Here is a 23,198-nt window from a genome sequence, read left to right as displayed (position 1 = left end):
CCCGGAGCGGACGCGGTGTCGCGGAATCGGCGTCACAGGATCAGGATTTCAGCGCGGCGGTTGCGCGGCTCGGGCACGCCGGGCGCCGTCGGCACCAGCGGCGACCGGTCACCGAACCAGTCCAGCTGCATCGGCAGGTCCGGATCGATCTTGCGCAGCATGGCCGCGACGGCCCGCGCGCGCTCGGCCGACAGCCTCAGGTTGTAGTCCGCGGCGCCCGCCGAATCGGCATAGCCGAACACCGTCACTTCGGTGGGCAAGCGGCGGCGCACCGCGGCCAGCACCTCGGGAAGCTGGCGCCGGGATTCGGGCGTGAGTTCCATGCTGTCGAAGAGGAAGTGCAGCACGAAGCTCGCCGGGGGTTCGGGCTGCGCATCGAGCAAGGCCCGATGCCGGGTCTCGAACGCGTCCCGCGATCCGGCCTGCACGTGCCGCGGCGCAGCGCGATCATCCGCGTCCACCTGGCCGTAGGCTTCGTCCAGGCCGACCTGCCCGTGCGCGTTCGCCACGACCACCGCGCCCAGCGCACCCGCGCGGTCGGGTAACAGGGTCACCCGCGTCGGCGCCGCGGAGCAGGCCGACAACAGCGCCGCCGCGGCCAGCAACGCCGCCGCCCGCCCATGCGCCCACGGCATGGCTCAGCCCGCCTCGATCAGAAAGCGCGTTCCGCGCACGCCGACCGTGGCCCGGGGCGTTTCGACCTTCACCGTCTCCGGCGCCAGACGGCCGATCTTGCCGGATTCGTAGATCGCCGCGCCCTGCTGCATGTACAGCGAGAACGCGTAGCGGCCGGCCCGGGGCTCGAACACGTAGTCGCGCACGTGCACGTCCGCGCCACCGCCGAGCGTGAGCATGGTGCCGTCGCGGAAGACGATCGATGCCGTGGCGCCCGGCGCAGTGACGATGCGATCGGACACGCGCAACTGCGTGCCGGCTTCCGCCGCACGGGTGGCGCCCGACTGCAGGATGCTGACGCCCCCGGCCACCCCTTTCACAAGGGCCACGTGCGGCTCGGACGCCGCCAGCGGCGCCGCGCTGCACAGCAGCCACGCGGCCAGCAGCCACCCCTTCAACTTCGACATCGGACGTCCCCTGTTGTGCTTACCCGATCGCCGCATACCAGTTCCGGCGTCAGAGCCGGATGAGGACGCGCGGATGGCCCCGGATCGGCGCCGTCGGGAATAGTAGCGGCCGCGCGCGGGAAACCTGCAGCCCGCGTTGCGCCAGATCGCGCACAGTGGCACCGGCGGCCTGCCGAGACATGCGCGCGTGATGCATCCGTCAAGGCATCTGCACCCCCGGCATGACTAGAATGCGCGCGGTTGTCGGCGCTCCAGCCCGCACCGTTTCGCAGGGGGCGAAGATGAAACTGGTGTTTCCCAACGGCGAGCATGGCCAGGTCCTGCTGAGCGCAGGCGTCAACCGCATCGGCACGGCGCCCGCGTGCGCCGTCGTGCTCGGCGGCGCCGACATCCAGCCCGTGCACTGCGAGATCCATCTCACGCCCGTGGGCGCCAACCTGCAGGTGCCACAGGGCGGCGGCGCAGTGTCGCTCAACGGCAAGCCGGTGTCCGATCTGATGGCGCTGCGCAGCGGTGACCGCATCGACGTCGGCGGCATCGAGATCGTGCTGGCCACGATCCAGGCGGCCCATACGGCGTCGAGCCCGGTGCCCGCACGCGACGACGATGACGACGTCGGCGCCACCCGCGTGCGCACGGCGATCCCCCGCTTCGTGCTGCGCGGCGTGTCGGGCGCGGTCTTCGGCAAGGTCTATCCGGTGTCCGGCCCGGTGGTGATCGGCCGATCGCCCGATTGCGACATCACCGTGCACCTCGACGAGATCTCGCGCCGCCATGCGCTGCTCAAACCGGTCGGTGACGGCGTGTCGGTCGAGGATCTGGAATCGGCCAATGGCACCTACATCAATGCCCAGCGCGTCCAGCACGGATTTCTCGGGCCCGGCGACGAGCTGCGGCTCGATACCCTGCGCTTCCAGCTGGTTGCGCCCGGCATCGAGGCCGCACAACAACCGCGACATGCGGCGTCCGACGACACGCCCGCGCCGCGCATGCGTCTGCGGCGCTGGGCGGCGGTCGCGGTCGCCGCGGCGGCGGTGCTGGCCGCGGCCTTCGCGCTGGTGCCGGCCTGAGGCCGCGTGCCGACGCGCCACCGGAGTGCGCTTCGCCTGACACCGGGCATGGCGGGCGCCGCCGAGGGCCGGGCGCCGGCAAGGCCCTCGGCGCATCCGGGCGCGGTCGCCGCGGACGCGTCGTCGCTGCCGCCGGATCCGACCGGCACCGCTATCCTGAGCCGCCGATCCAGCACGCCTCCACGATGCCCATCCGCCTGCTTCGCCGCGTCCCCCTGCTCGCCCTGCTGCTGCTCGTCGCCTGTAGTGGACCGCCGCCGTACGCCGGCGGGGACGTGCCCGAGCTGCAGCGCATCGATCTCGTCCTCGGCGACGGCGCGCCGGCCGTCGCGGGCGACACCGTCCGCGTGCACTACACCGGCTGGCTCTACGACGAGACGGCCCCCGACGGCCGCGGCACGCAGTTCGACAGCTCCGTCGACCGCGGCCAGCCCTTCGAGTTTCCACTCGGCGCAGGCCGCGTGATCCGCGGCTGGGACGAAGGCGTCGCCGGCATGCGGCCCGGTGGCAAGCGCGAACTGCGTATTCCGGCCTGGCTCGGTTACGGCGCGACCGGCGCCGGACGCCTCATCCCGCCGGGCGCTTCGCTGGTCTTCGAGGTGGAATTGCTGGACGCCCGATAGCAGCGCGCAGACAGATCGTCCAAGCCGCGCGGGCAGGCCGGTGCGCATGTGCCGGAGAGAGCCGATGGTGCCCAGGACCCGGCGGCCGCAACGCCGGCACCGAGAAGGTGGAGCGCCGTTCGCGCACGCCCGCGAAACGGGCGGGCCCGCCGGATGCCATCGGAGCCCACCGCGTGCTCGCCGGGCCGCGTCCCGTTCCATCGAGAGGAGCCGCGACGACGCCGGCAGTCGTCTGCGACATCGAACACAGCCGGATCCGCGTGACGCGTGAACGGCCCGCGCGCGCCCCGCGCCTCCATCCCTGCCCCCTCGACACCCGATCGATACGACTGCGCATCTGCGCTGGTTCGAGGCGCCGCGCCTCCCATTGCATAAGACCTTGACAACAATGTTATAACGTAACCTTAACCCTGTTCATAGAATCCCGATGACGCGTCTCGCCCTGCTCGTTCCGCCGGCCAGTGCCGGCTTCGCCGCGCTCAGTGTCGCCCCGTTGCTGGCCGCCATGCTGCCCGTCATGGCACAGGCCAATACCCCCCGGGACTTCGACACGATCAGCGTGACCGGGAGCCGCGCCAGCTACGCGGCCGACACGGTCAGCATCGGCGGAAAGGAGCCCGTCTCGATTCTCGACGTGCCCAATACGGTCAGCGTGATCACGCGGCAGCGGATCCTCGACCAGAACCTCGTCACCATGACCGACGCACTGGCCGAGGTGCCCGGCGTCTATGTCACCACCTGGGACGGTCTGATCGGACAGATCCGCTCGCGCGGCTACCTGCTGGACGTGTCCTACGACGGCATACCGGCCTGGAACAGCGGCCAGGCGCAGGAGTTCGACCTCGTCGTCTACGAACAGGTCGAGGTGCTCCGCGGTCCGGCCGGCATCTTCAAGGGCTCGGGTCAGCCCAGCGGCACCGCCAACTTCATCCGCAAGCGCGCGCCGCGGACGTCGGGCGTCACTGGCGCGGTCTCGGTGAGCTCGTGGAACAACGTCCGCGTCGAGGCCGACGCAGGCGCGCCGCTCGGGTTCGACGGGCGTCTGCGCGGTCGTTTCGCCGGCTCCTACCAGGAGCGCGACTTCTTCGTCGACCGCTCGCATCAGGAGAAGGTCGTCGCCTACGGCGTTCTCGACTTCGATGTCACCGACAGAACCACGGCCTCGGCGATGGTCACCTACCAGGACGATCGCGGCGACGCGATGAGCATGGGCCTGGCGAACTACAACCTGCCCGGCCACCCCCTGCACAACCGGTTTCTGGACGTGCCGCGCTCCACCAACCAGTACCCGGACTGGAATCTCAACGTCTACGAAACCCTCGAATACGCGGCCGATGTGCGGCACCAGTTCGCCAACCGCTGGGTCGTGCGCGCCAAAGCCAGCTACCGCGAGCAGCAGAAGATCTTCACCGACGGCTATCCCACACCCGGCACCGGGCTGAATCCGGTGACCGGCCGCTTCCCGAGCTACAACCGCCGCACCAACGACGGCACCACCGAACGCACGGGCACCGACGTCTACGCATCCGGCCCGCTCCGGTTGTTCGGCCGCGAACACACGCTCACCCTGGGGCACAGCTACGAGTTGTACGAGAACCTCAACACCGGCATTTCCAACGTGCCGTACACGGGCACGCCCGCCGGAAGCGGTATTCCGCTCGAGGATGCCGCCTCGGTGCCACGCCCGGAGTTCGTGCACAACAACGGCGGGCATACCCGGACCACCCAGCGGGGCGTGTACGGCCAGGGACGATTCGAACTCGCGGACGGACTGTCCGCACTCGTCGGTGCGCGCGTCAGCGACTACCGTTCCGAGTTCCGCACCACCGCCCCCAGCCCGAACCCCACCGCATTCGCCAACCGCGGGCGGGAAACCGGCGTGGTGACGCCCTACGGCGGCCTCGTCTACTACGTGCGGCCGAACATCAGCCTCTACGGCAGCTACTCGGACATCTTCATTCCGCAGACCTCGTTGCGTTACGACGGGGGCGCGGGGCGCGCGCTCGATCCGCGCGTGGGCAAGCAGTTCGAGGTCGGGGCCAAGGGCGCGTTCTTCGATGCCGGCCTCAACGCATCGCTGGCCGTGTTCCGCACGCGCGATGTCAATCGGCCGTTCGCGGACCCCGCGCACCCGGGCTTCTTCATTCCGCTGGGCGAGTCGAAGTGCGCGGCGTGGATGTCGAGGTCGCCGGGCGTCCCGCGCCCGGCTTCGATCTGTCGTTCGGCTACACGTTTCTCGAGACCGAACACGTCCAGAACCAGAACGCCGCCCTGATCGGCCGGCCGATCGACACCTGGGAACCCGAGCACACGATCAAGGCATTCGCCAAGTACACGCCGGCTGCACCCGGCTGGGATCGCGGCTGGATGGCCGCGGGCGTGCAGGCGCAAAGCCTGTTCGTCGGTGGCGGCGTGGCCGGCGTCCGCGAACAGCCGGCCTACGCCCTGCTCAGCCTGCATGGCGGCTACGCACTCTCGCCGACGCTGTCGCTTTCGGCGTCGATCAACAACGTGCTGGACAAGCGGTATTACGCGCGCGTCGGCGGCCCGAACACCTACAACACCTTCGGTGATCCGCGGAACGTGACGCTGGTGCTCCGGGCGCGGTACTGATGGCCGGCCGGCCGCTGCGCGCCGTCGCCGCCACACAGATCCGACGCCACTGGCGCGACCGCCGACTGATCTGGGTGAGTGCGCTGGTCGTCCTGGTCATGCTGACCAGCCTGGCGACCGCGCACGTGCGCTTCTCCCAGCTGGACGCCGACCGCACCGCGGCCGCCATCGAGGCCGCGCGCATCTGGAACAGCCAGGGGCCGACCAATCCGCACGGCGCGGCGCATTTCGGACGGGACGTCTACGCACCGGTCTCGCCGCTCGCGGCGCTCGATCCCGGCTTGACGGATCAGCTGGGTGTGTCGGTCCGTCTCGAGGGCCATTCGCAGAATCCTGCGCGGGACCGGCCGACCGAGAGCGCCGCGGCCGCCTCGCGTTTCGGAGGCTTCAGCGCGGCGTGGGCGCTCAAGGTCCTGGCGCCGCTGGTGATCATCCTCGCGGGATTCCCGACCTTTGCCGGTGAGCGCCGGCAGGAATTGCTGATGCAGGAACTCGCGGCCGGCACGCCGTCGCGCACGCTGATGGGCGGGCAGTTGCTCGCCCTCGGCAGCTTCGCATTCGGGCTGGTGGCCGTCTTCACCACGGCCGGCTTCGCGCTGCTCGCGCTGCGGGGCGGCGCCGCGCACGACTACGCCGGCGCCCTGGTCATCGGCGCCGCGTTCTTCGCCTACCTCATGGTGTTCGTCGGCCTGACGCTTGCTGCCTCGGCGCACTTCCGCACGCCGGGAGGTGCGCTGGTCGCGCTGTTGTGCGCGTGGGCGTTCATCACCTTGATCGCCCCTCGCCTCGCACCCGCGCTGGCGGAACAGCGCTATCCCACCCCCAGCGCCCCCGCGTTCGAGAAAGCCGTGACCGAAGAGACGCGCAACGGCGTCAGCGGCCACGACCCGGCGGACCAGCGGCTCGACGCGTTGCGTGAAGCGACGCTGCGCCGCTACGGCGTGGACCGCGTCGAGGATTTGCCGGTGAACTTCGCAGGCATCGCGCTCGAGTTCGGTGAGCGCACCTCCACCGAGGCCTACAACCGCCACTACGCCCGCCTGTACGAACGCTATGCGGGACAGGCGCGCGTCCAGCGGGCCTTCGCGCTGCTCGCGCCCGAACGGGCCGTGGCCCCCTTGTCGATGGCATTTGCAGGCACCGACACCGACGCGCATCTCGTGTTTCTCCGCCAGGCGGAGACCTACCGCTACGATCTCATCCAGACGCTCAATGCGGACGTGGCGCGCCATCCACCCGAAGGCGACGGGCCGTATCTCACCGATGTCGGCGCCCTGACCGCGGGCCTCGTGTTCGCGCCGCGGCCGCCCGCGTTCGCGGACATCTGGACGCGGCAGGCGCCCAACGCCGCCATTCTCCTGGCGTGGGCCGCGGTGGCGCTTGCCCTGGCCGGCGTGGCCGGTGTCCGTCTCGGGCGGCCACGATGATCCGTCCCCTGTCCCTGCTTGGCCAGGAGCTTCGCCTCGCCGCGCGCGACCGCGCCCTGCCCTGGCTGCTGATCGCCTTCGCGGTGACGGCGTTCTACGGCGCCTGGACCGGCGAGCGCTGGCGCGCGGACCGGGCGGAGACGGTGGCCCTGGTCGCCGCCGAGATCGACGAGATCATGGACAACCGGCGCGAGCAGTTCGCAAACGCCACGCCCGGGGTGCAGCCGTTCGCCGCGCAGCCGCAGGGCGTGCCGTTTCGCCCCGTCCTGCCGCCCGGTGCGCTCGGCGCGCTGTCGATCGGACAGGCCGAGTCCTATCCGTATGCGGGCCGGATGCTGCCGTTGAGCGACGACACGATCTTCGACGCGTTCCGCGTCCACGTCGACAACCCGGCCATCAAGGCAGTCGGACGTTTCGACCTCGCCTTCGTCATCATCGTTCTGATGCCGCTGATGCTGCTGGCCGCGACCTACGACGTCTGGATCGGAGAACGCGAGCGCGGCGTCGCGGCCCTGGCGCTGGCGCAGCCGGTGTCACCGACGCAGCTCCTGCTCGCCCGGATGCTGGTACGCGGTGCGCTGGTTCTCGTCCCCATGGCGCTCCTGTGCGGCCTCGCGCTGGCCTGGTTCTCCGGCGTCCATCTCGCGGAGCTGACGATGACCCTGTCGACGGTTCTCGCCTACGGCCTGTTCTGGCTGGCCGTGGCGCTGCTGGTGAACGTGACGATCCGCCACAGCGCCACCGCAGCCGTGGTCTGCGGCGTGGTCTGGTTCGCCGTGGTCGCGCTGGGGCCGGCGCTCGCACTGACGGCCGTGGACCTCGCCCGGCCGGCGCCGTCCGCGATCGCCCAGGGTAACGCCTTGCGTGCGGTCTACCTGGAGCACCGCGCAGACGTGCGCGCTCGGCCACCGCTGGTGGAGCCCGATCCCGCACCCCGGCTGCCACAGCGATTGCGGGTGTTCGTGGACGACGCGCTCCGCCTCGAGGCCCGCAAGGCACCGATCCGGGCGCCCTACACGGCGGCACTGGCCGATCGGCGCGCGCTCGTCGATGCAATCCGCCTGGTGCTGCCGTCCGTGGCGGCGCAGGACGCCCTGGACCGCATCGCCGGCTCGGACGCGGACCGGGCGCTCGCGTTCCAGGCGCAGGTACTGGCCTTCCGCGGCGAGACGCGGGCATGGCTCGCCGCGCGGCTTGCCGCAGACGCCCCGCTGTCCCTCGAGGACTACGCGCATGTGCCGCAGTTCGAATTCCACGAGCCGGACCGGCGTCCCCCCCTGCTGCAGGACGGGCTGGTCCTGATCGCGGCCACGCTCGTCCTCGCCGGTATCGCCCTCTGGCGACTCCGACGCCGCCACCCGCTCGACACCTGAGAGTGCCATGCTGAAGTCCGAAGCCCTGACCAAACGATTCGGTGACCACGTCGCGCTCGATGCGCTGGATCTGGACATCCCCGCGGGCGAGGTGTTCTGCCTGCTCGGCGCCAATGGCGCCGGCAAGAGCACGACGATCAAGCTGTTCCTCGGCTTCATGAGACCGACCTCGGGCCGCGCCGTGATCGACGGCATCGATGTCGCCAGCGACCCGATCGCGGCGCGCCGACGTACGCTGTACATCCCGGAACAGGTCGCGCTGTACGACGACCTCACCGGGCTCGAGAACCTGGGCTACTTCGCCACGCTGGCCGGCATCGACGGCTCCTCGCGCGCGCATCTCAGAGCCTGTCTGGACGAGGCGGGACTGCAGGCGGAGGCCGTGGACCGCCGCGTCGGCACCTACTCCAAGGGGATGCGGCAGAAGGTCGGGGTTGCGCTGGCCATCGCCAAGGGCGCGACGGTCCTGCTGCTCGACGAGCCGACCTCGGGCCTGGATCCGCAGGCGTCGGCAGAGTTCCACGACCTCGTCGCCCGACGCCGGGACGCCGGCGCGGCGGTGCTGATGGCGACCCACGATCTCTTCCGTGCACGCCAGATCGCCGACCGCATCGGCGTCATGCGCGCCGGACGACTCGTGCTTCGGGTCGATGCGAAGACGGTCAGTGCACAGCAATTCGAAGCGCTCTATCTGGCCGAGATGGGAAGTGCCGTCCCCATGACGGAATAGCCGACCGCCCGTTTCGAGCGCGATGCATGCGCGGCGGCCACCGGTCCGGTGCCGGACGCGTCAACCGGCCGGGCGCCTCGCGGTCCTCGAGGTGAAACGGTGGACGGTCGGGACGAGATGCTGCGGGCGTTCTCGCACGTCGACCCATAGCCGCAGCGCCGGATGCACCGAAGCACCGCCATGCGCGCTGCAACGTCAGAAACGCCGCGTCTCCGAAGTGCCCCCGCCGGAAAAAACGAGGTGCCGTCAGTTCACGCGTCCGGAAAGCGCGTGACGCTTGGCTTGATACCGGTTCCGGTCGCTGACCCGCGGCGCCATGTCGTGCGCCTGCTGAAGCAGCGCATCGGCGCGACGCTGCTGGCCCATGGCGTGATAGACGGTGGCCTGCCGCCAGTAGATCTCGTGCATGTACGGCGCCGCATCGAGGGCCTGCCCGTAGTAATCCAGCGCCTCCTGCAGACGGCCGTGCGCATAGGCCTGCACGCCGAACTCGACCAGCCGGTAGGGATCACGATCCGGCAGTTGCCGGATCCTGGCATCGAGCAACGCGACCTCTTCGAGACGTCCCTGCTCGCGCAGCAGATTCTGCAGATTGCCCAGCGGAAGAAGGCTGTCCCCGTGGACGGCCAGAACATACTCATAGAGCGCTTCGGCAGCGCGCGCATCCCCCGCTCGCCTGTGCAGCACCGCCATCGAATTGAGCGCAGCCGGATTGTCGGGCGCGTGGGCCAGCGCAGCATCGAGCAGCCAGTAGCCGCGTGACAGCGCACCGTCGATCAGGGCCTCACCGGCCAGATTGATGTAATACATGGCCGTCACTTCGTCGCGTGCCACCTGCCCACCGTAGCGCTGCCCGCGCTCCGGGAAATAGTCGACCTCGATATAGGGCCGGGTCAGAACGCCGCGCGCGGGGTCGGGGACGAACGTGGGGTCGTACAGGCGCGTGCGGAGGTGATCGGCCACCATGACGAAGTCCTGCCGGCTTTCGTAGACCGGGCGGTTCCTGATCCGCTGGAACCCGTAACTCACGCCGCCGAGCTCGGCCAGCGCGGTCGTCACCAGTGCCAGCGACAGGCAATTGCCCTGGCTCTGTTCCAGCGCATCGGCGGCAGCGAGCGTCTTTGCGTGGTAGGTGAAATCGGCCAGCCGATGTTCCAGATACCCGTAGATGCGCTCATGGGGCTTTTGCCCGGCGCGCATCGGATCCGAAAAATACGCGAGGAACTCGGCCTGCTGCGCAGCCGTCAGCGTGTGCAGCGCCTCGACGCGGGGGACTTGGAGCGGAGCACCGAACAGGTCCGGGCGAAGCGGCGGGGCGCGGACCGGGATGTCCGACAGCATCTGTCCACGCGGCGGCGCGGTGGAACAGGCCCCCAACAGCAGCATCAGCCCGACACCTGCCACGACCAACACGCGCATAGCGGATCTCCGTTTCGAGCCAGCGTACCAGTCCCGGATGCGAAGGCGGCCCTTGCGCGGCACCGTCAGGGACTCTCGTTTCGGACGGCGAAGGCGAACGGGTCTTCATGCTTTCTCACAGTGTGTTTCGACACCAACTTTGCGGCGGGCGCGTTTCGCCCCTCAATCGCGGCGAAGGCGCCGCGCGGCGTCGACCGCGGTCTTCAGCACGCGGAGGTAGTCCTCGCGGGCGGGCGGCGCCTGGGCGACCAGGCTTTCCAGGCCTTCGACATAGGCGGCGACCAGGGTGGACGCGTTGTACTGGTCGGCCATTCCAGCCATCGAGCGGTTGACGGCGTCGCTCAGGTGCCAGTGCACGTTGACGCCCTTCTGGGCCTCGTTGGCGAGGTCGACGATACGCAGCAGATGTGGCGTCACCAGGTCGACGACGGTAGGTCTCATGCCCGCGTGCTCTCCATTCCGGGCGTGAAAGGCTACCCAAACTGCAGGCGGATTGCTGCACGCGCGTCGGCGCTGCGGCACGCGGCACCGGCCGTCGCGCCGATGCCCGCTGACGATCCCGGTGCGCTGACCGCATGGGTCACCTGCTGCGGCAGCCATGCCCGGTCCTGTGCGCCCGCGCCCGTGCGTCGACGGGCCGCGGACGGCATGGCGTCCGAACGCGGCGATCAGGACGGTGTCTGCCGCGCCGGCCCCGGCGGATCGGCGTCGGTGCCGCTCAGATCAAGCCGTCGCGCCAGGGACCGGTGATCGCAACCGTGAAGCCGGGCGTGTAGACGTTCGCGAACAGCCAGCGGCCGTCCGGCGAGAAGCAGGCCCCGGCCCATTCGGCGCCGCGGAAATCGCCGCTGAACCCACCCTGCCCGTCGAGGACCACGTCGCTGCGGCAGAACTCGAACAGGCCGCCGGCGGCGGTCATGCCGTAGAGCCTCTGCACCGGTTGCGACGAGTCCTCGCAGATCACCAGGCCGCCGCGCAGACTCAGCACCACGTTGTCGGGATAGTCGAGTACCTGCGGATCCGGCGATTCGAACACCAGTTCGAGCGTCTCGCTGCCGGGCGCGTAGGCCCAGACCTGGCCGCAGCCTGCGTCGCCGCCGTTGGTGGAGGTGAAGAACACCCGGCCGTCGCCGTAGATGCAGCCCTCGAGACGGGTGAACACCGAACCGCCCCCGGCCACGCCCTGGGCCACGACGCCCTCGTCGCGCGTCGGGCTGGCGTCGTCGGCGCCCTGGTCCGGATGCTCGATCTCCACCCAGCGCACCTTCAGGCGTTCGCCCTGGCGGCGGCCCCGGCGCAAGTCCGGTGCACCCTCGGCGGCCAGCATCTGCAGGCGCCCGCCGCGCAGGAATTCGCCCGGCACGTTCGGCAGCATGCGGTAGAAGCCGGCACGGCGATGGCCGTCCTCGGTGAGATACACGATGCCGGTGGACGGATCGACGGTGGCGGCTTCGTGCTTGAAGCGGCCCATCGCGACGATCGGTTCCGCGGTGGACAGCCCGTCGGCCGGCACCTCGAACACGTACCCGTGCGACTGCCGCATCGTGTGCGTCGCGCCGTCCACGTCGAGCACCTGCCCACGCGTGAGCACGATCTCCTCGCACGACAGCCACGTGCCCCACGGCGTCACGCCGCCGGCGCAGTTGACCAGCGTGCCCGACAACGACGGACGCGCGTCCAGCAGGCGGCCCGCTGCGGTGTCGAAACGCAGCGTGGTGGTGCCACCCGCGCAATCCGGATCCCAGGTGGCACCCGCGGGCGTGAAACTGCCGCGCGTCTCGCCGCCGATTTCGTGATTGCGCACCAGCGTGACCACAGCGCCGTCCGCGCGGACCACGCCCATACCGTCGTGCTTGCCCGGGCACGCGATGTCGCCGGCCAGCGCCTCCCCAGCCCAGCCGAACGTGGTGTAACGGAAGCCTTCCGGCAGGCGCAGCAGCGGCAGGCCGGTGTTGAGATCATGCACCGGCTTCAGGGGCCCGTAGCCGGCATGCACCTGGGTAGAACTGCCGGCGCGGGCCAACAGCCGCCCCACCGGCGTGAGGCCCAGGCCGGCAACGCCCAGTCCGAATCCAGCGGCCCTGAGCAGCCGGCGGCGGGCGATCAGCGGGGTATCGGTGTCCATCGGGTCTCCTGCACGTGCATCCGAACGCGCCAGCATAGGCGGCGTGTGTGGCAGGACGGCGACGGACGAAGGAGCCGCGGCGCCACGCGGCAACCGCGCGGGGTCCCTGATCTCCCAACCCGGGCATGCAGCTTGCCGCGTTCAGCGCATCACACGCCCCTGCAGCGCGGCCTCGAACGCCGGATCGCCACGAAATGCCGCGAAATCCGGATCGCTGCGGAACTGCGCCGCCGGCTTGCCCCGGCGCAGCGCCGCGGCGACGTGCTGCAAGGTTCGCGTCCTGTCTCCGCGCAACGCGTGGTAGCAGGCCAGGTTGTAGAGCAGCGTCGCATTGGGATGGGTGCCCGGATCGAAATCCGGCCCCAGCAGGGCCACGCTGTCGGCCGCCAGCGTCGCCGCCTGCGGCCGATGCGCGGCCACGGCCAAGGTCTGGCTGACGATCACGCTGATGTTGTACGCGGTGCTGGGATCGCGGTCGTGCGCGGCGATACGTGGATGCACACGGTCCAGGAAATGCTGCGCCAGCAGCAGCGTGTGGTCCGCGCGTCCGGCGGCGTTGAGTTGATTGATCGCGCCGGCATACGCCGCGGCCAGAAACGGCGCGGCCTGCGCGCGCATGTCCTCGTCGCGCGCCAGCGCCTCGGCCTGCGCCCGGAAACGCGCCAGCACGTCCTCGTCGCCGCCCGGCACCGCCTCCGCCGTCTGCTGCAACTGCGTGATCCGGGACGGTGGTGCCGGCTGACCGGGCTGCGGGCGCCACGGGCGAAAGGGCGGACGCTGCAGATAGCGCAGCCGCGCCTGGTCGAGTACCACGGCGGTGCTGCCCTGGCGCAGGGCAACGCGCATCCCGTCGGCGTTGCCGAACAGGTCCGGCACCTGCAGCGCCAGCACGGCAGGCTGCTCCGCGCGCGGCAGGCGCGAGAACGCGGCGCGCGTCTGCGCCGGATCCAGCACGACCTCCAGCACGGCATGCGTCTCCGCTTTCCAGGGCGACCCCCATTCCACCTGCATCGCCCGCGGAAGCGCGGTCAGCGGTGCATCGGCGGCGTCCAGGGCCATCGTCGGCGCGACGATCCTCACCGTGGGCGGCCGTGCGCGCCACCAGCGATGCACGCGCGCGCCGCCTTCGAGCGTCACCGTGCCGGTCACCGCATCACCTGGCGTCAGGGGGCCCTCGAACTCCGGCCGCCAGGCAGGAACCGCGCGCTCGGCCTGCGCGTTCGCCGGCCCGCCGCCGCGCGGCCGCACCGCGTACAGGCCGATGTCCGGTCCATACATGTGCCACAGCGTCTCCTCGCCGGGCGCGTCCATGTATTCGCGCATGCGCACCCGCAGCCATGGACTGGCGCCGGGAATGACCGCACCCGGGTCCCACCAGTCGGCCATGTGCTCGAACGCGTACCCGTCGTCGTGCCGGCTGACGAAGAGTTTGAACTGCAGCGTGTCGCCCGCCAGTCGCAGGCGCACGTGTGCATCGCCGAACCAGTACCGCTCCGGCAGTCCGCCGGGCAGGTGCGGCGCGATGGCCTTGATCGCGCCCCCGACCACCGTTTCGGCCACGTAGCCCGCCGCGCCGCCCTCGAGGTGGTAACGGCGGCGATCGAAGCCGGCCACCTCGACCTGTGGCACGCCGCCCGCGTCCGCCTCCAATGCATCCGGGCGGATCTCGACCAGCAGCGGTGCCGGCGCATCCATGCCCGTCAGGCAGGTGTCGGACCAGGCCACGGTCCTCGTGGTCGACGAGCGCGGTGCGCAGTACGTGTCCACCAGGTCGCGATGGCGGCTGATGTCCATGCGCCGGGCCGTCGCGCCGTCCCAGAGCCAGGCCCAGGCGCGCTCGCCCTGCTTGCCGAAGGCCGTCGCGCGCGCCGTCGCCAGCGTGGCCCGCAGCTGCGCGGGGCTGAGCGCATTACCGTCGATCGACGGCGCGTAGGCCTTGCGCGTGCGCTCGCCGGTGTGCACCCAGTCCACGAAGCCGTCGTCGTCGAACGCGATCCCGTTGCGGTGCATCCCGCCGGGGGCGTTGAGGGTATCGAGGAGGTGACCGTCCGCGCTGAACCGCCACAGGTAGCCGCCGGCCGCCACCAGCACCTCGCCACGCGCGGGCAGCGCGAACATCGCCTGGATCTCGCCGCGGATCTGGCGGCGGATCTCCAGACGTTCCGAGGCGGCGACATCGTCCGGCAACCGCGGAAACGCCGCGCTCTTCGGCGCGGCGGACAGGGAGGTGCTGAAGATCGGCATGAGGAGCACGCAGAGAAGGAGGCGCAGTGACACGCGGATGGGCCGTGGAAGCGTCGACAGGACCTGCATCATGCGCGGCGCGGCGCATCCAGGCGAGCACGCACCGGTGCCTGCGCCATCGGCGCGCATGCCGGCCTCGGTGCAGCGCGCCGGCACGCGCCGCCGGGGCGTGCCCGACGCCAGCGGCGGGCCGCGCAGACCGTCGCGCGACGTGTCTCCGGCCCCGACGACCCGGGCCACCTCCCACACCCGTCGGGCCTGGCACAGCGTGGGTCTGCGGAACCGTGCGCCCCTTCCCGCACAGGCCTGCGCTGACGCCCGGCCCGAACGCGCGGGCGCCTCGTCGAGCGGCGAACGCGGTCAGGCCTGTCCCGCCGCCACCGCATCGGCCAGGCGTGGATACAAGGGCCGGAAGCCCAGGTCCTCGCGCAGACGACGACCGTCCAGAACGGCGGCGAACGCCTGTCCGCGGTCCGGGGTGCTGCCGTCGGGCGGCGGATGGCCCACGGACGCGAACAACGTGGCCAGATCAGGCGCCTCGTCGTCGGTGACGTTGTAGATGCGGTGCGCGGGCGCAGGCGCGTCGAGCAGGCGCGCCACCGCCTGGGCGACATCGGCGTGATGGCCGATGGACATGCGCTGGGCCGGCGCGAAGGTGCGCATGAACGGCAACACGTCCTCGATGTGCGGGTCGCCGTCGCCGTAGACGAACGGCAGGCGCAGGATGCGCACGTCGAGGCCCTCGATGGCCAGCAACATGCGCTCGGCGTCCAGCTTGCTCTGCGGATACGCGTCCACCGGCGCGCACGCGTCGTCCTCGCGCGCCGGCGCGCCGCCGTTCGGGCCGTAGACCAGGCCGGTGCTGGTGAACACGAAGCGGCCGGCGCCCGCCGCCCGCGCCGCTTGCGCCAGATGCCGGGTGCCGGCGTTGTTCACCGCATGCGCCTGCTCCGGCGTGGCGCCGCGGAAGAACGCGGCGCAATGCACGACGGCCTGCATGCCCTGCACGGCGGCTGGCAGGGAGGCGGGCTGCATCAGATCGCCCGACACCAGCGCGATGCCGTGCTCCGACAGCTCGAGGGCGCGTGCCGGGTCGCGCACCAGGGCACGCACCGCATGCCCCTGCTGCACCAGCCGCTTCGCGAGTCTGCTTCCCACTTTTCCGGTTGCACCGGTGATCAGAATGTCCATGCCGTCACGATAGGGCGCGCGATGCGCGCCGCATTGGAAAAAACGGACATCGACGCGGCGATTGCATCGGCGGCGAAGCGGCCGGAACAATAAGTCCATGTCGACCGCTCCTTCCCTCGCCGACGTCGCCTGCGCGCACGACGGCCCGCATCCGGTCCAGGCCCTGACGGTCGCGCGTTTTGCCGGCGACATGCGCCGCGTCGCCGTGCCGCGGGCGGAGGCGCAGGTGGTCGTGCGCTTCGGCCCGGCGCTGCCCGGCGGCGTCGATGTCCATGCGATGGGCGCGCGCACGCAGGTCCAGCGCAAATTCGTTCGTGGTGGTCAGCAGGCGGTGCTCGCCCGTCTGCAACCCGGGCTGGGCGCGCGCGTGCTGGGGCTGCCGGCCGATGCGCTCGCCGGACGCGTCCTGCCGCTGGAGGATCTGTGGGGCCGGGCCGCCACGCAGCGCCTGCTGGAGGGCCTCGTCGACGCGCCCGACGCACACGCGGCCGGCAGGATGCTGGGCGGCGCGCTGTCGGCGCAGGCATCGGCACGACACCACGTCCCGGCGCCGTCGCCGGGGTTGCGCGCCGCGCTGGCCCGGTTGCAGGTGGCGAGTGTCGCCACGGTCGCACGCGATCTGGGCATCAGCGAACGCCAGCTGCGACGCATGGTGCGGCATGCGCTCGGCGTCGGGCCCAAGACCTATGCGCGGCTCAAGCGGTTCGAGCACGCCGTGCACGCGGCGCGCGCGGCGCCGCCCCACTGGGCGGCGCTCGCCGCCGATGTCGGCTACTACGATCAGGCGCATCTGATCGCCGAGTTCCACGCCATCGCCGGCGCCACGCCGCAGGCGTTCCTGGCCGAGCTGCGCGGCGTGCACCCGGCGCTGTAGTCGATCGGCGTGGCGGCGCGGCGATGCCGGGTTCCGTGCGCCGCATGCTCATGACGACGGCGCGCGCCGTCGCCGCAGCGGCGACCTCGCGCCGACGCCCCGGGTCATCGCACCCGCACGAATTCCGCGCGCACGCGGCCACCGTCGGGGCGCACGAACTGCTCGAGCAGACGATCCCCCTCCACGGTGAGCTGCAACTGCTGCGTGGTGCGCACCGCGTCGACCCAGTTGGGGAACGTGGCGCCCTCCACCCGGTTGCCGCTGAAGCGACCCTGTGCATCCACGGTGTAGGTACCGTAGAAGCCGATACTCGTCGCCATCGCACGCCGGTTCTCCGCATCGCTGCCGCCGCCGCGTGCGTCGGAGGCGAAACGCGGCGCATCGCGATCGGTCAGCACCTCGACGAAATGCATGTCCTCGGTGAATACCAGCAGGCCACCGGGGCGCTGGCCGTAGGGCCGCTCGATGCGACCGTCCTGCTCCAGCGTGGCCGACACCATGCGCCAGGTCCCTGCGATCTCGTTGCGCGGTGCCTGGGTCGGTCCGCCCGCCTCCGCCGCGGCCAGCACCGGCAGCGCCAACAGGGCCGCGAGCACCGCCGCCCTCACGTGCGGTCCGCCGACAGGGTCAGCGCCTGCTGCGCATGCAGATCGTCCAGACGCGCATCGAGCGCACGCCGGATGTTGGCATACGCGAGGCTGCCCAGCGCGATCCGCCGCCGCGGGCTCGCCATGTCCGCCACCTGGAGCATCGCCGCCGCGGTGCGCTCGGCGTCACCACGGATGTCGAACCCGCCATCGATGATCGCGCGCCGCACGTCGCCGGCCGGCGTGGCCGCGTAATCGGGCAGCGGCGTCGCGTGGTCCAGGCCGCCGCCGAAGCCGGTGTCGGTGGGCCCCGGCTCGGCGATCACGACATCGATGCCGAACGGCGCCACCTCCTGGGCCACCGCGTCGAGGAAGCCTTCGATGCCCCACTTGGTGGCGTGGTACAGACTGAAGCCGGGATAGGTGGTCTGCCCGCCTTCGGACGACACCTGCAGGATGCGACCGCCACCCTGCGCGCGCAGATGCGGCAGCACCGCGCGCACCAGCTGGATCGAGCCGGTCAGATTGGTCGCGATCTGCCGCGCGATCTGGGCATCGCTCACCTCTTCAGCCGCGCCGAACAGGCCGTAGCCGGCGTTGCTCACCACCGTGTCGATCCGCCCCAGCGCCGCGAACGCCGCATCCACCTCGCGCCGCAGCGCCTCGGTGTCGGTCATGTCGAAACACGCCACGCGCAGGCGATCCCCTGCGGCCGGGCGCAGCGCGTCGAACGGCGCCGTGCGCCGGCCGCACGCCACCACCCGGTCGCCGCGTGCGAGCAGCTGCGTGGTCATGTGCAAGCCGAGGCCGGAGGAAGCACCCGTGATCAACCAGGTTTTCATGTCGGAACGTCCTGTGTGGAGGTCACCACACCGTAGGCACGGACGCCCGGCACGATAAGCCCCACCACTCCGAATGGGCCCGTGCGTAATCTTCACCAATGGCCGATATCTCCCTGCCCGACCTGCGCGCGTTCGCACGCGTCGCCCATCACCGCAGCTTCCAGAAGGCGGCCGATGCCCTGGGCGTATCGCGCTCCTCGCTCAGCCACGCGGTGAAGGGGCTGGAGCGCCGGCTCGGCGTGCGCCTGCTGCACCGGACCACGCGCAGCGTCGCGCTCACCGAGGCCGGTGCGCAGCTGCTGCAACGGCTCACGCCGGTGCTGCAGGCACTGGACGAGGCGCTGGACGCCGCCCGTCACGGCGAGGACGAACTCGCCGGCACCCTGCGCATCAACACCAACCGTGGCGGCGCCCGCTGGCTGCTGCAGCACGCGGTGCCGGTCTACCGGCAACGGCATCCGCGCGTCGCGCTGGATCTGGTCACCGAGGGCAGCCTGGTCGACATCGTCGCCGAGGGCTTCGATGCCGGTGTGCGCCTGGCCGAAGCCGTTCCGCGCGACATGATCGCCGTGCCGTTCGGCCCCGAGGTGCGCTTCGTGGCGGTCGCCGCACCGGCCTATCTGGCGGCCGCCGGGGTGCCGGCCACGCCGCACGCGCTGATGGAACACAGCTGCATCCGCCAGCGCCTGCCCAGTGGCAAGCGGTATCGCTGGGAGTTCGAGAACGGCGCCGCGCAGCTGGCACTGGACGTGCCCGGCAGCCTCAGCCTGGACGACAGCGAACTGATGGTGGAGGCCGCGATCGACGGCCTGGGCATCGCGTACGTGCCCGACAGTTTCGCCCGCGCGGCCCTCGACGACGGCCGCCTCGTGCAGCTGCTCGTCGACTGGAGCCCGCCGTGGCCGGGCCTGTGCCTGTACTACGCCAGCCATCGCCAGGTCCCCGGCCCGCTGCGCGCGTTCATCGCCGTGCTGCGCGAGGTGGGCGCCGCGGCGTAAACGCGGAGCGCGACGCCGGCCAAAGCCGACTGCCGGCCTGCTCGCACGCGACCTGCGGTATGCGACGCACAGTGTCGACGCCGGGCCCGGCGGTCCGCGGCTCCTGACCACCGGTGCGCCTGCGCCGCCTTCACGACGCAACTCGCGCACGGCGCCGATGCTGCGCGGTCTCGTCACAGCGGAGCTCCCATGCCACGCCACATCCTCGTCAGCGGCGCCAGCATCGCCGGCAATGCCGCCGCGCTGGCCCTGGCCCGCGCCGGCTTCACCGTCACCGTCGTCGAACGGGCCCCCGCCTTCCGCGATGGCGGCCAGAACGTCGACATCCGCGACGTGGGGCGCGAGGTGTTGCGCCGGCTGGATCTCGAACAGGCTGCGCTCCACGCTGGCACCGGTGAGGAAGGCACCGCCTGGGTGGATGCCGACGGCGGAACCGTGGCCGAGATCATGACCGACGACGTCGAGGGCGACGGCCCCACCGCCGAGCTCGAGATCCTGCGCGGTGATCTCGCCCGGCTGCTGTACGACGCCGCCCGCGACCGCGCCGGGTACCGCTTCGACGACCGCATCGCCGGACTCGACGACGATGGCGACGGCGTCGACGTCACCTTCGACAGCGGCGCCCGCGCACGCTACGACCTCGTCGTCGTGGCCGAGGGCGTCGGCTCGCAGACGCGCGAGCGGCTGTTTCCGGGCGAGAACGACCCGCGCTGGCTGGACATGACCCTGGCCTACTTCACCATTCCGCGCACCGCCGACGACGACCGCCGCTGGCGCTGGTACCACGCCAGCGAGGGGCGCAGCATCCACCTGCGTCCCGACCGGCATGGCACCACGCGCGCGATGCTGTCGCTGCAGAAAGCGCCCGAAGGCGAGCAGGACTGGGGCGAAGCCCGCCAGAAGCGCTGGCTGCACGCGCGCTTCGCCGACGCCGGTTGGGAAGCCGGACGCGTGCTGGCCGGCATGGACGACGCCGACGATTTCTATTTCGAGGTGCTGCGCCAGGTGCAGCTGCCGCGCTGGCACACCGGCCGCGTGGTGCTCACCGGCGATGCCGCCTGGTGCGTGACGCCGCTCGGCGGCATCGGCGCCACCCTCGCCGTCACCGGCGCCTACGTGCTGGCCGGCGAACTGGCGTTGCACGCGTCACCGCAGGACGCACTGGCCGCGTACGAGGCCGCGATGCGCCCGATGGTGGCTAAAGGCCAGGGCGTGCCGAAGATCGCTCCGCGACTGATGAACCCGCACAGCCGCCCGGGCGTGGCGCTGCTGCACGGGGCGCTCAAGCTGGCCACCACGCCGACCGCGCGCTCGGTGACGGCGAAGCTGTCCAACAGCACCCTGGACGCGCCGGACCTGTCGCGTTACGACACGGGGTCACGGGCTGGATGACGCCGTAGTACCGCGCCCCGGCACGGGCGCACGCAGCGGAGGATCCGGCGCACGCACGTGCCTGACGTGTCTGCATCGCGCCTTCGGTCCGTTGCGCAGGAGGCCGATCGGGCGCAGGCCGGCCGCACGTATCGGATGCCGCCGACATGGCGACGGGCGGGCATTGGATCCCGGAGGGGCGCCCCGGCCTCGCACGCGCACCGAACCGGATCTGCCCACGCACGGCGACGCAGCGCGGACACCCCCGGTGGGCTGCGGACCGTTCGCGCACTGCCTCGCGTGCACAGGCCCCGCTTCGACGGCCGTGCGCCCGGCGACGCCGTCCACCAGGGCGCGGCTCGCATGCGTCGAAGCGTCAGCGCGTTCGCGGCATCGCGAACTCCGCTCGACCGCCCTGCGACAGGGCGAAGGCGTAGATGTCCGTCCACACGTCGTCGAGCTGGCTGCGGCTGGACCCCATGCCGTGGCCGGCGCCGAAATCCAGCCGCAACAGCACCGGCGCCTCGCCGCCCTGCGCGGCGGCGAGTCGCGCCGCGTACTTGGCACTGTGGAAAGTGGCCGCGCGCGGGTCGTTGAGGCCGGACACCACCAGCACGGGCGGATAGCGTGTTCCCGGGCGGATGTGCTGATAGGGATCCAGCGCATACATCGTCTGGAACGACGCGGCATCCGTGATCGGCCCGCCCCACTCCTCGATGTCGGCATAGTTCTGCTCGGACACGTAGCGCACGGGGTTCATGAAGCCCACGTTGGCGATCGCGCCGGCGAACAGGTCCGGTCGCTCGTTGATCGCGTTGCCCACCATCACGCCGCCGGCGGAGGTGCCGATCAAGGTGGTGGTGCGCGCCGAGCCCACCTGCGCCGCCGCCAGGTGGTGCGCCACATCGATCGCATCGCGCCAGGTGTTGGCCTTCGTGCCCGCCTTGCCCGCGTAGTGCCAGTCGCGTCCGAATTCACCGCCGCCCCGGACGTTGGCGAGCGCGTACACGCCGCCTCGATCCAGAAACGCGAGCATGCGCGCACTGAAGCGCGGCAGCGCGGCGTACCCGTAGGCGCCGTAGGCTTCCAGCAGCACGGGCGTGTCGGCCGTGGGCTGGGTGCCCGTCTTCATCACCAGCGTGTACGGCACGCGTGTGCCGTCGCGCGCCACGGCGGTCCCCAGGCGCGCGTCGTAGCCCGCGGTGTCGAACGGCGGCGGCGGGACCAGCGCCAGGTCCTGCAGGCCGCCGTCGCGCAGGTCCAGCCGGTAGGCGGTGGCGGGCGTGAACCAGCCGGTCATCGTCACCAGCGCCTGCGGCGCATCGGACGCACCATGCTCCGCCGACACCTGCCCTTCGAACGGCAGCGCCACCCGCACGGCGCGGCCGCCGGCGTCCACACGCCACAGCCCGGATGCGGGGCCCTCGAGGGTGCGCACCAGCAGGCCGCCATCGATCGCGAGAATGGATTCGATCACCGACGTCGCCGGCAACGGCAGTGCCTGCGCCGTCTTCAGATCGGGCGCCGATGCCGAGGTCCGCAGCACGCGGCCATTGGAAGCGCCGCTGCGCGAAAGCAGATACAGCGTGTCGCCGTCGAGTGCGGTCTCCACCACCAGATCGTCGAAACCGGCCACCGGCGTCCAGTGCGCCCGGCCGGTCATCGCCTCGTCCGCATCGGCGCGGTAGATGGCCATTTCGCTGCGACCGTCACGCACGTAGGCCAGCGCCGTGTCGCTGCGCGCGTCGAACGCCACCGGCAGGAACTGTTCGGCGCGCGCCGTGATTCCGCCTTCGCCGCGCCGCGCGAGCAGGACATCCTCCCCGTCCGCGCCCAGGCGATGCAGGCGGGGTTCGTTGCCCACGTAGTACGACGGCGTGCCCGGTTCACCCTGCATCCCGAGATAGCTGAAGCCGTCGCCGTCGCGCGTCCAGCCCATCATCCAGGCACGCGGAATGGCCAGCGGCAGCAACGCGCCGGTCTCCACGTCCACCACACGGAGCGTGGACAGCTCGGTGCCACGCTTCGACACCGCCACCAGCACGTGCCGACCCGTGGGCGATGCCGTCCAGCGATCGATCACCTGGTCCCCGTCCGGGCCCGTGAGCGTGGTCGGATCCAGCAGCACGCGGGTGCGCCCGTCCGCCTCGCGCACCATCAGCTTGACGTCCTGCTCGCCGGCCGCGCGCACGTCGTGGAACACGCGACCGCCGGCCAGTTCCGCGCGGCCCAGCGACGTCATCTCGCCCGAACGTCGCGCCACGTCCGCCAGCAGGGCAGCGCGGCCCGGCATCGCCGCGAACACCGCCTGCGTGTGCGAGGCCTGCGCCTTCAGCCAGGGCATCCAGTCGGGATCCTGACCGCTCTCCATCCAGCGATAGGGATCGGTCACCTGCGTGCCGTAGTAGTCGTCGGTGACCGGCTGCACCTTGGCCGGCGGCGGCGCGGCCGACGCGAGGCCGAGCGGAGACAGCAGAACCCCGACCAGCAGGGGTCGGAACGCGCGGGCAAAGATCATCGGGTCACTCCAGGCAGGCGGCAGGGATGGCGAAGGACAGCCGGCTTGGAGAACGCGAACCCGCGCGACGAGCGGCCATCCGGGCCATCCGCCGTCCGCCGCCCGCCACGT

18 protein-coding genes and 1 pseudogene are annotated in these 23,198 nt (G+C 71.3%); 9 read left to right on the top strand and 10 right to left on the bottom strand.

Annotation, left to right across the window (positions count from 1 at the left end):
* Positions 1–32: 32 nt before the first annotated feature.
* Entirely contained in the window at positions 33–635 is a 603-nt protein-coding gene (locus PQS31_RS09935; protein WP_272762565.1) for an OmpA family protein, read from the bottom strand.
* A gap of 3 nt (positions 636–638) precedes the next feature.
* Positions 639–1,082, bottom strand: coding sequence for a FecR family protein (locus tag PQS31_RS09930; protein ID WP_272762564.1), 444 nt, complete (start codon positions 1,080–1,082; stop codon positions 639–641).
* Between the two features lie 281 nt (positions 1,083–1,363).
* On the opposite strand from PQS31_RS09930, the gene PQS31_RS09925 reads away from it, so the two are divergent.
* From PQS31_RS09925 to PQS31_RS09900, 6 genes and pseudogenes are all read left to right on the top strand, one after another.
* Entirely contained in the window at positions 1,364–2,152 is a 789-nt protein-coding gene (locus tag PQS31_RS09925; RefSeq protein WP_272762563.1) for an FHA domain-containing protein, read from the top strand.
* A gap of 185 nt (positions 2,153–2,337) precedes the next feature.
* On the top strand, positions 2,338–2,775 hold the full coding sequence (locus PQS31_RS09920; protein ID WP_272762562.1) for an FKBP-type peptidyl-prolyl cis-trans isomerase: 438 nt from the start codon (positions 2,338–2,340) through the stop codon (positions 2,773–2,775).
* Positions 2,776–3,202: 427 nt separating this feature from the next.
* Positions 3,203–5,388 (top strand): annotated as a pseudogene (locus tag PQS31_RS09915) (TonB-dependent siderophore receptor).
* A complete protein-coding gene (locus PQS31_RS09910; protein ID WP_272762561.1) occupies positions 5,388–6,815 on the top strand; it encodes a DUF3526 domain-containing protein in 1,428 nt (475 codons plus the stop codon). The pseudogene PQS31_RS09915 and the gene PQS31_RS09910 overlap by 1 nt, the downstream one beginning before the upstream one ends.
* Positions 6,812–8,188, top strand: coding sequence for a DUF3526 domain-containing protein (locus tag PQS31_RS09905; protein ID WP_272762560.1), 1,377 nt, complete (start codon positions 6,812–6,814; stop codon positions 8,186–8,188). Before PQS31_RS09910 ends, PQS31_RS09905 begins: the two co-directional genes overlap by 4 nt.
* A gap of 7 nt (positions 8,189–8,195) precedes the next feature.
* Positions 8,196–8,918, top strand: a complete 723-nt coding sequence (locus tag PQS31_RS09900; RefSeq protein WP_272762559.1) for an ABC transporter ATP-binding protein — start codon at positions 8,196–8,198, stop codon at positions 8,916–8,918.
* 246 nt (positions 8,919–9,164) lie between these two features.
* Here PQS31_RS09900 and PQS31_RS09895 read toward each other — a convergent pair whose 3' ends face one another.
* The 5 genes from PQS31_RS09895 to PQS31_RS09875 form a co-directional block, all read right to left on the bottom strand.
* Complete coding sequence (locus PQS31_RS09895) at positions 9,165–10,400, bottom strand: hypothetical protein (RefSeq protein ID WP_272762558.1); 1,236 nt, start codon at positions 10,398–10,400, stop codon at positions 9,165–9,167.
* 99 nt (positions 10,401–10,499) lie between these two features.
* Positions 10,500–10,778 (bottom strand): hypothetical protein, encoded by a 279-nt coding sequence (locus tag PQS31_RS09890; RefSeq protein WP_272762557.1) that lies wholly within the window; start codon positions 10,776–10,778, stop codon positions 10,500–10,502.
* Between the two features lie 277 nt (positions 10,779–11,055).
* On the bottom strand, positions 11,056–12,462 hold the full coding sequence (locus PQS31_RS09885) for an alkaline phosphatase PhoX (RefSeq protein WP_272762556.1): 1,407 nt from the start codon (positions 12,460–12,462) through the stop codon (positions 11,056–11,058).
* Between the two features lie 141 nt (positions 12,463–12,603).
* Positions 12,604–14,706, bottom strand: a complete 2,103-nt coding sequence (locus PQS31_RS09880) for a hypothetical protein (RefSeq protein ID WP_272762555.1) — start codon at positions 14,704–14,706, stop codon at positions 12,604–12,606.
* A gap of 360 nt (positions 14,707–15,066) precedes the next feature.
* Positions 15,067–15,897: an NAD-dependent epimerase/dehydratase family protein gene (locus tag PQS31_RS09875; RefSeq protein ID WP_272762554.1), complete on the bottom strand. Its 831-nt coding sequence runs from the start codon at positions 15,895–15,897 to the stop codon at positions 15,067–15,069.
* Between the two features lie 97 nt (positions 15,898–15,994).
* Here PQS31_RS09875 and PQS31_RS09870 point away from each other — a divergent pair, with 97 nt between their 5' ends.
* Positions 15,995–16,771, top strand: a complete 777-nt coding sequence (locus PQS31_RS09870; RefSeq protein ID WP_272762553.1) for an AraC family transcriptional regulator — start codon at positions 15,995–15,997, stop codon at positions 16,769–16,771.
* A 104-nt stretch (positions 16,772–16,875) separates the two neighbouring features.
* Here PQS31_RS09870 and PQS31_RS09865 read toward each other — a convergent pair whose 3' ends face one another.
* A complete protein-coding gene (locus PQS31_RS09865) occupies positions 16,876–17,379 on the bottom strand; it encodes a lipocalin-like domain-containing protein (RefSeq protein WP_272762552.1) in 504 nt (167 codons plus the stop codon).
* The gene (locus PQS31_RS09860; RefSeq protein ID WP_272762551.1) at positions 17,376–18,200 is read right to left on the bottom strand and encodes an SDR family oxidoreductase; all 825 of its coding nucleotides are present in this window, start codon (positions 18,198–18,200) and stop codon (positions 17,376–17,378) included. Before PQS31_RS09860 ends, PQS31_RS09865 begins: the two co-directional genes overlap by 4 nt.
* 98 nt (positions 18,201–18,298) lie before the next feature.
* On the opposite strand from PQS31_RS09860, the gene PQS31_RS09855 reads away from it, so the two are divergent.
* Entirely contained in the window at positions 18,299–19,198 is a 900-nt protein-coding gene (locus tag PQS31_RS09855; protein ID WP_272762550.1) for a LysR family transcriptional regulator, read from the top strand.
* Between the two features lie 189 nt (positions 19,199–19,387).
* Complete coding sequence (locus PQS31_RS09850; protein ID WP_272762549.1) at positions 19,388–20,590, top strand: FAD-dependent monooxygenase; 1,203 nt, start codon at positions 19,388–19,390, stop codon at positions 20,588–20,590.
* Between the two features lie 355 nt (positions 20,591–20,945).
* Here PQS31_RS09850 and PQS31_RS09845 read toward each other — a convergent pair whose 3' ends face one another.
* Positions 20,946–23,087 carry a prolyl oligopeptidase family serine peptidase gene (locus PQS31_RS09845; RefSeq protein ID WP_272762548.1) on the bottom strand — a complete coding sequence of 714 codons (2,142 nt, stop codon included), beginning with the start codon at positions 23,085–23,087 and terminating at the stop codon, positions 20,946–20,948.
* Between the last annotated feature and the right edge of the window lie 111 nt (positions 23,088–23,198).

It is taken from the genome of Luteimonas sp. BLCC-B24 (assembly GCF_028550595.1).
In the GTDB taxonomy this organism is placed as follows: Bacteria; Pseudomonadota; Gammaproteobacteria; order Xanthomonadales; family Xanthomonadaceae; genus Luteimonas.
The sequence above is the reverse complement of the archived record's forward strand: the minus strand, read 5'-3'. Positions and strand labels throughout refer to the sequence as shown.

What these genes read in the sequence shown, in the direction of transcription:
- PQS31_RS09905 (WP_272762560.1), top strand. Translation starts at nt 6,812, where the DNA reads ATGATCCGTCCCCTGTCCCTGCTTGGCCAGGAGCTTCGCCTCGCCGCG.
- PQS31_RS09930 (WP_272762564.1), bottom strand. Translation starts at nt 1,082, where the DNA reads ATGTCGAAGTTGAAGGGGTGGCTGCTGGCCGCGTGGCTGCTGTGCAGC.
- PQS31_RS09875 (WP_272762554.1), bottom strand. Translation starts at nt 15,897, where the DNA reads ATGGACATTCTGATCACCGGTGCAACCGGAAAAGTGGGAAGCAGACTC.
- PQS31_RS09870 (WP_272762553.1), top strand. Translation starts at nt 15,995, where the DNA reads ATGTCGACCGCTCCTTCCCTCGCCGACGTCGCCTGCGCGCACGACGGC.
- PQS31_RS09910 (WP_272762561.1), top strand. Translation starts at nt 5,388, where the DNA reads ATGGCCGGCCGGCCGCTGCGCGCCGTCGCCGCCACACAGATCCGACGC.
- PQS31_RS09855 (WP_272762550.1), top strand. Translation starts at nt 18,299, where the DNA reads ATGGCCGATATCTCCCTGCCCGACCTGCGCGCGTTCGCACGCGTCGCC.
- PQS31_RS09900 (WP_272762559.1), top strand. Translation starts at nt 8,196, where the DNA reads ATGCTGAAGTCCGAAGCCCTGACCAAACGATTCGGTGACCACGTCGCG.
- PQS31_RS09880 (WP_272762555.1), bottom strand. Translation starts at nt 14,706, where the DNA reads ATGCCGATCTTCAGCACCTCCCTGTCCGCCGCGCCGAAGAGCGCGGCG.
- PQS31_RS09920 (WP_272762562.1), top strand. Translation starts at nt 2,338, where the DNA reads ATGCCCATCCGCCTGCTTCGCCGCGTCCCCCTGCTCGCCCTGCTGCTG.
- PQS31_RS09885 (WP_272762556.1), bottom strand. Translation starts at nt 12,462, where the DNA reads ATGGACACCGATACCCCGCTGATCGCCCGCCGCCGGCTGCTCAGGGCC.
- PQS31_RS09935 (WP_272762565.1), bottom strand. Translation starts at nt 635, where the DNA reads ATGCCGTGGGCGCATGGGCGGGCGGCGGCGTTGCTGGCCGCGGCGGCG.
- PQS31_RS09845 (WP_272762548.1), bottom strand. Translation starts at nt 23,087, where the DNA reads ATGATCTTTGCCCGCGCGTTCCGACCCCTGCTGGTCGGGGTTCTGCTG.
- PQS31_RS09890 (WP_272762557.1), bottom strand. Translation starts at nt 10,778, where the DNA reads ATGAGACCTACCGTCGTCGACCTGGTGACGCCACATCTGCTGCGTATC.
- PQS31_RS09925 (WP_272762563.1), top strand. Translation starts at nt 1,364, where the DNA reads ATGAAACTGGTGTTTCCCAACGGCGAGCATGGCCAGGTCCTGCTGAGC.
- PQS31_RS09860 (WP_272762551.1), bottom strand. Translation starts at nt 18,200, where the DNA reads ATGAAAACCTGGTTGATCACGGGTGCTTCCTCCGGCCTCGGCTTGCAC.
- PQS31_RS09850 (WP_272762549.1), top strand. Translation starts at nt 19,388, where the DNA reads ATGCCACGCCACATCCTCGTCAGCGGCGCCAGCATCGCCGGCAATGCC.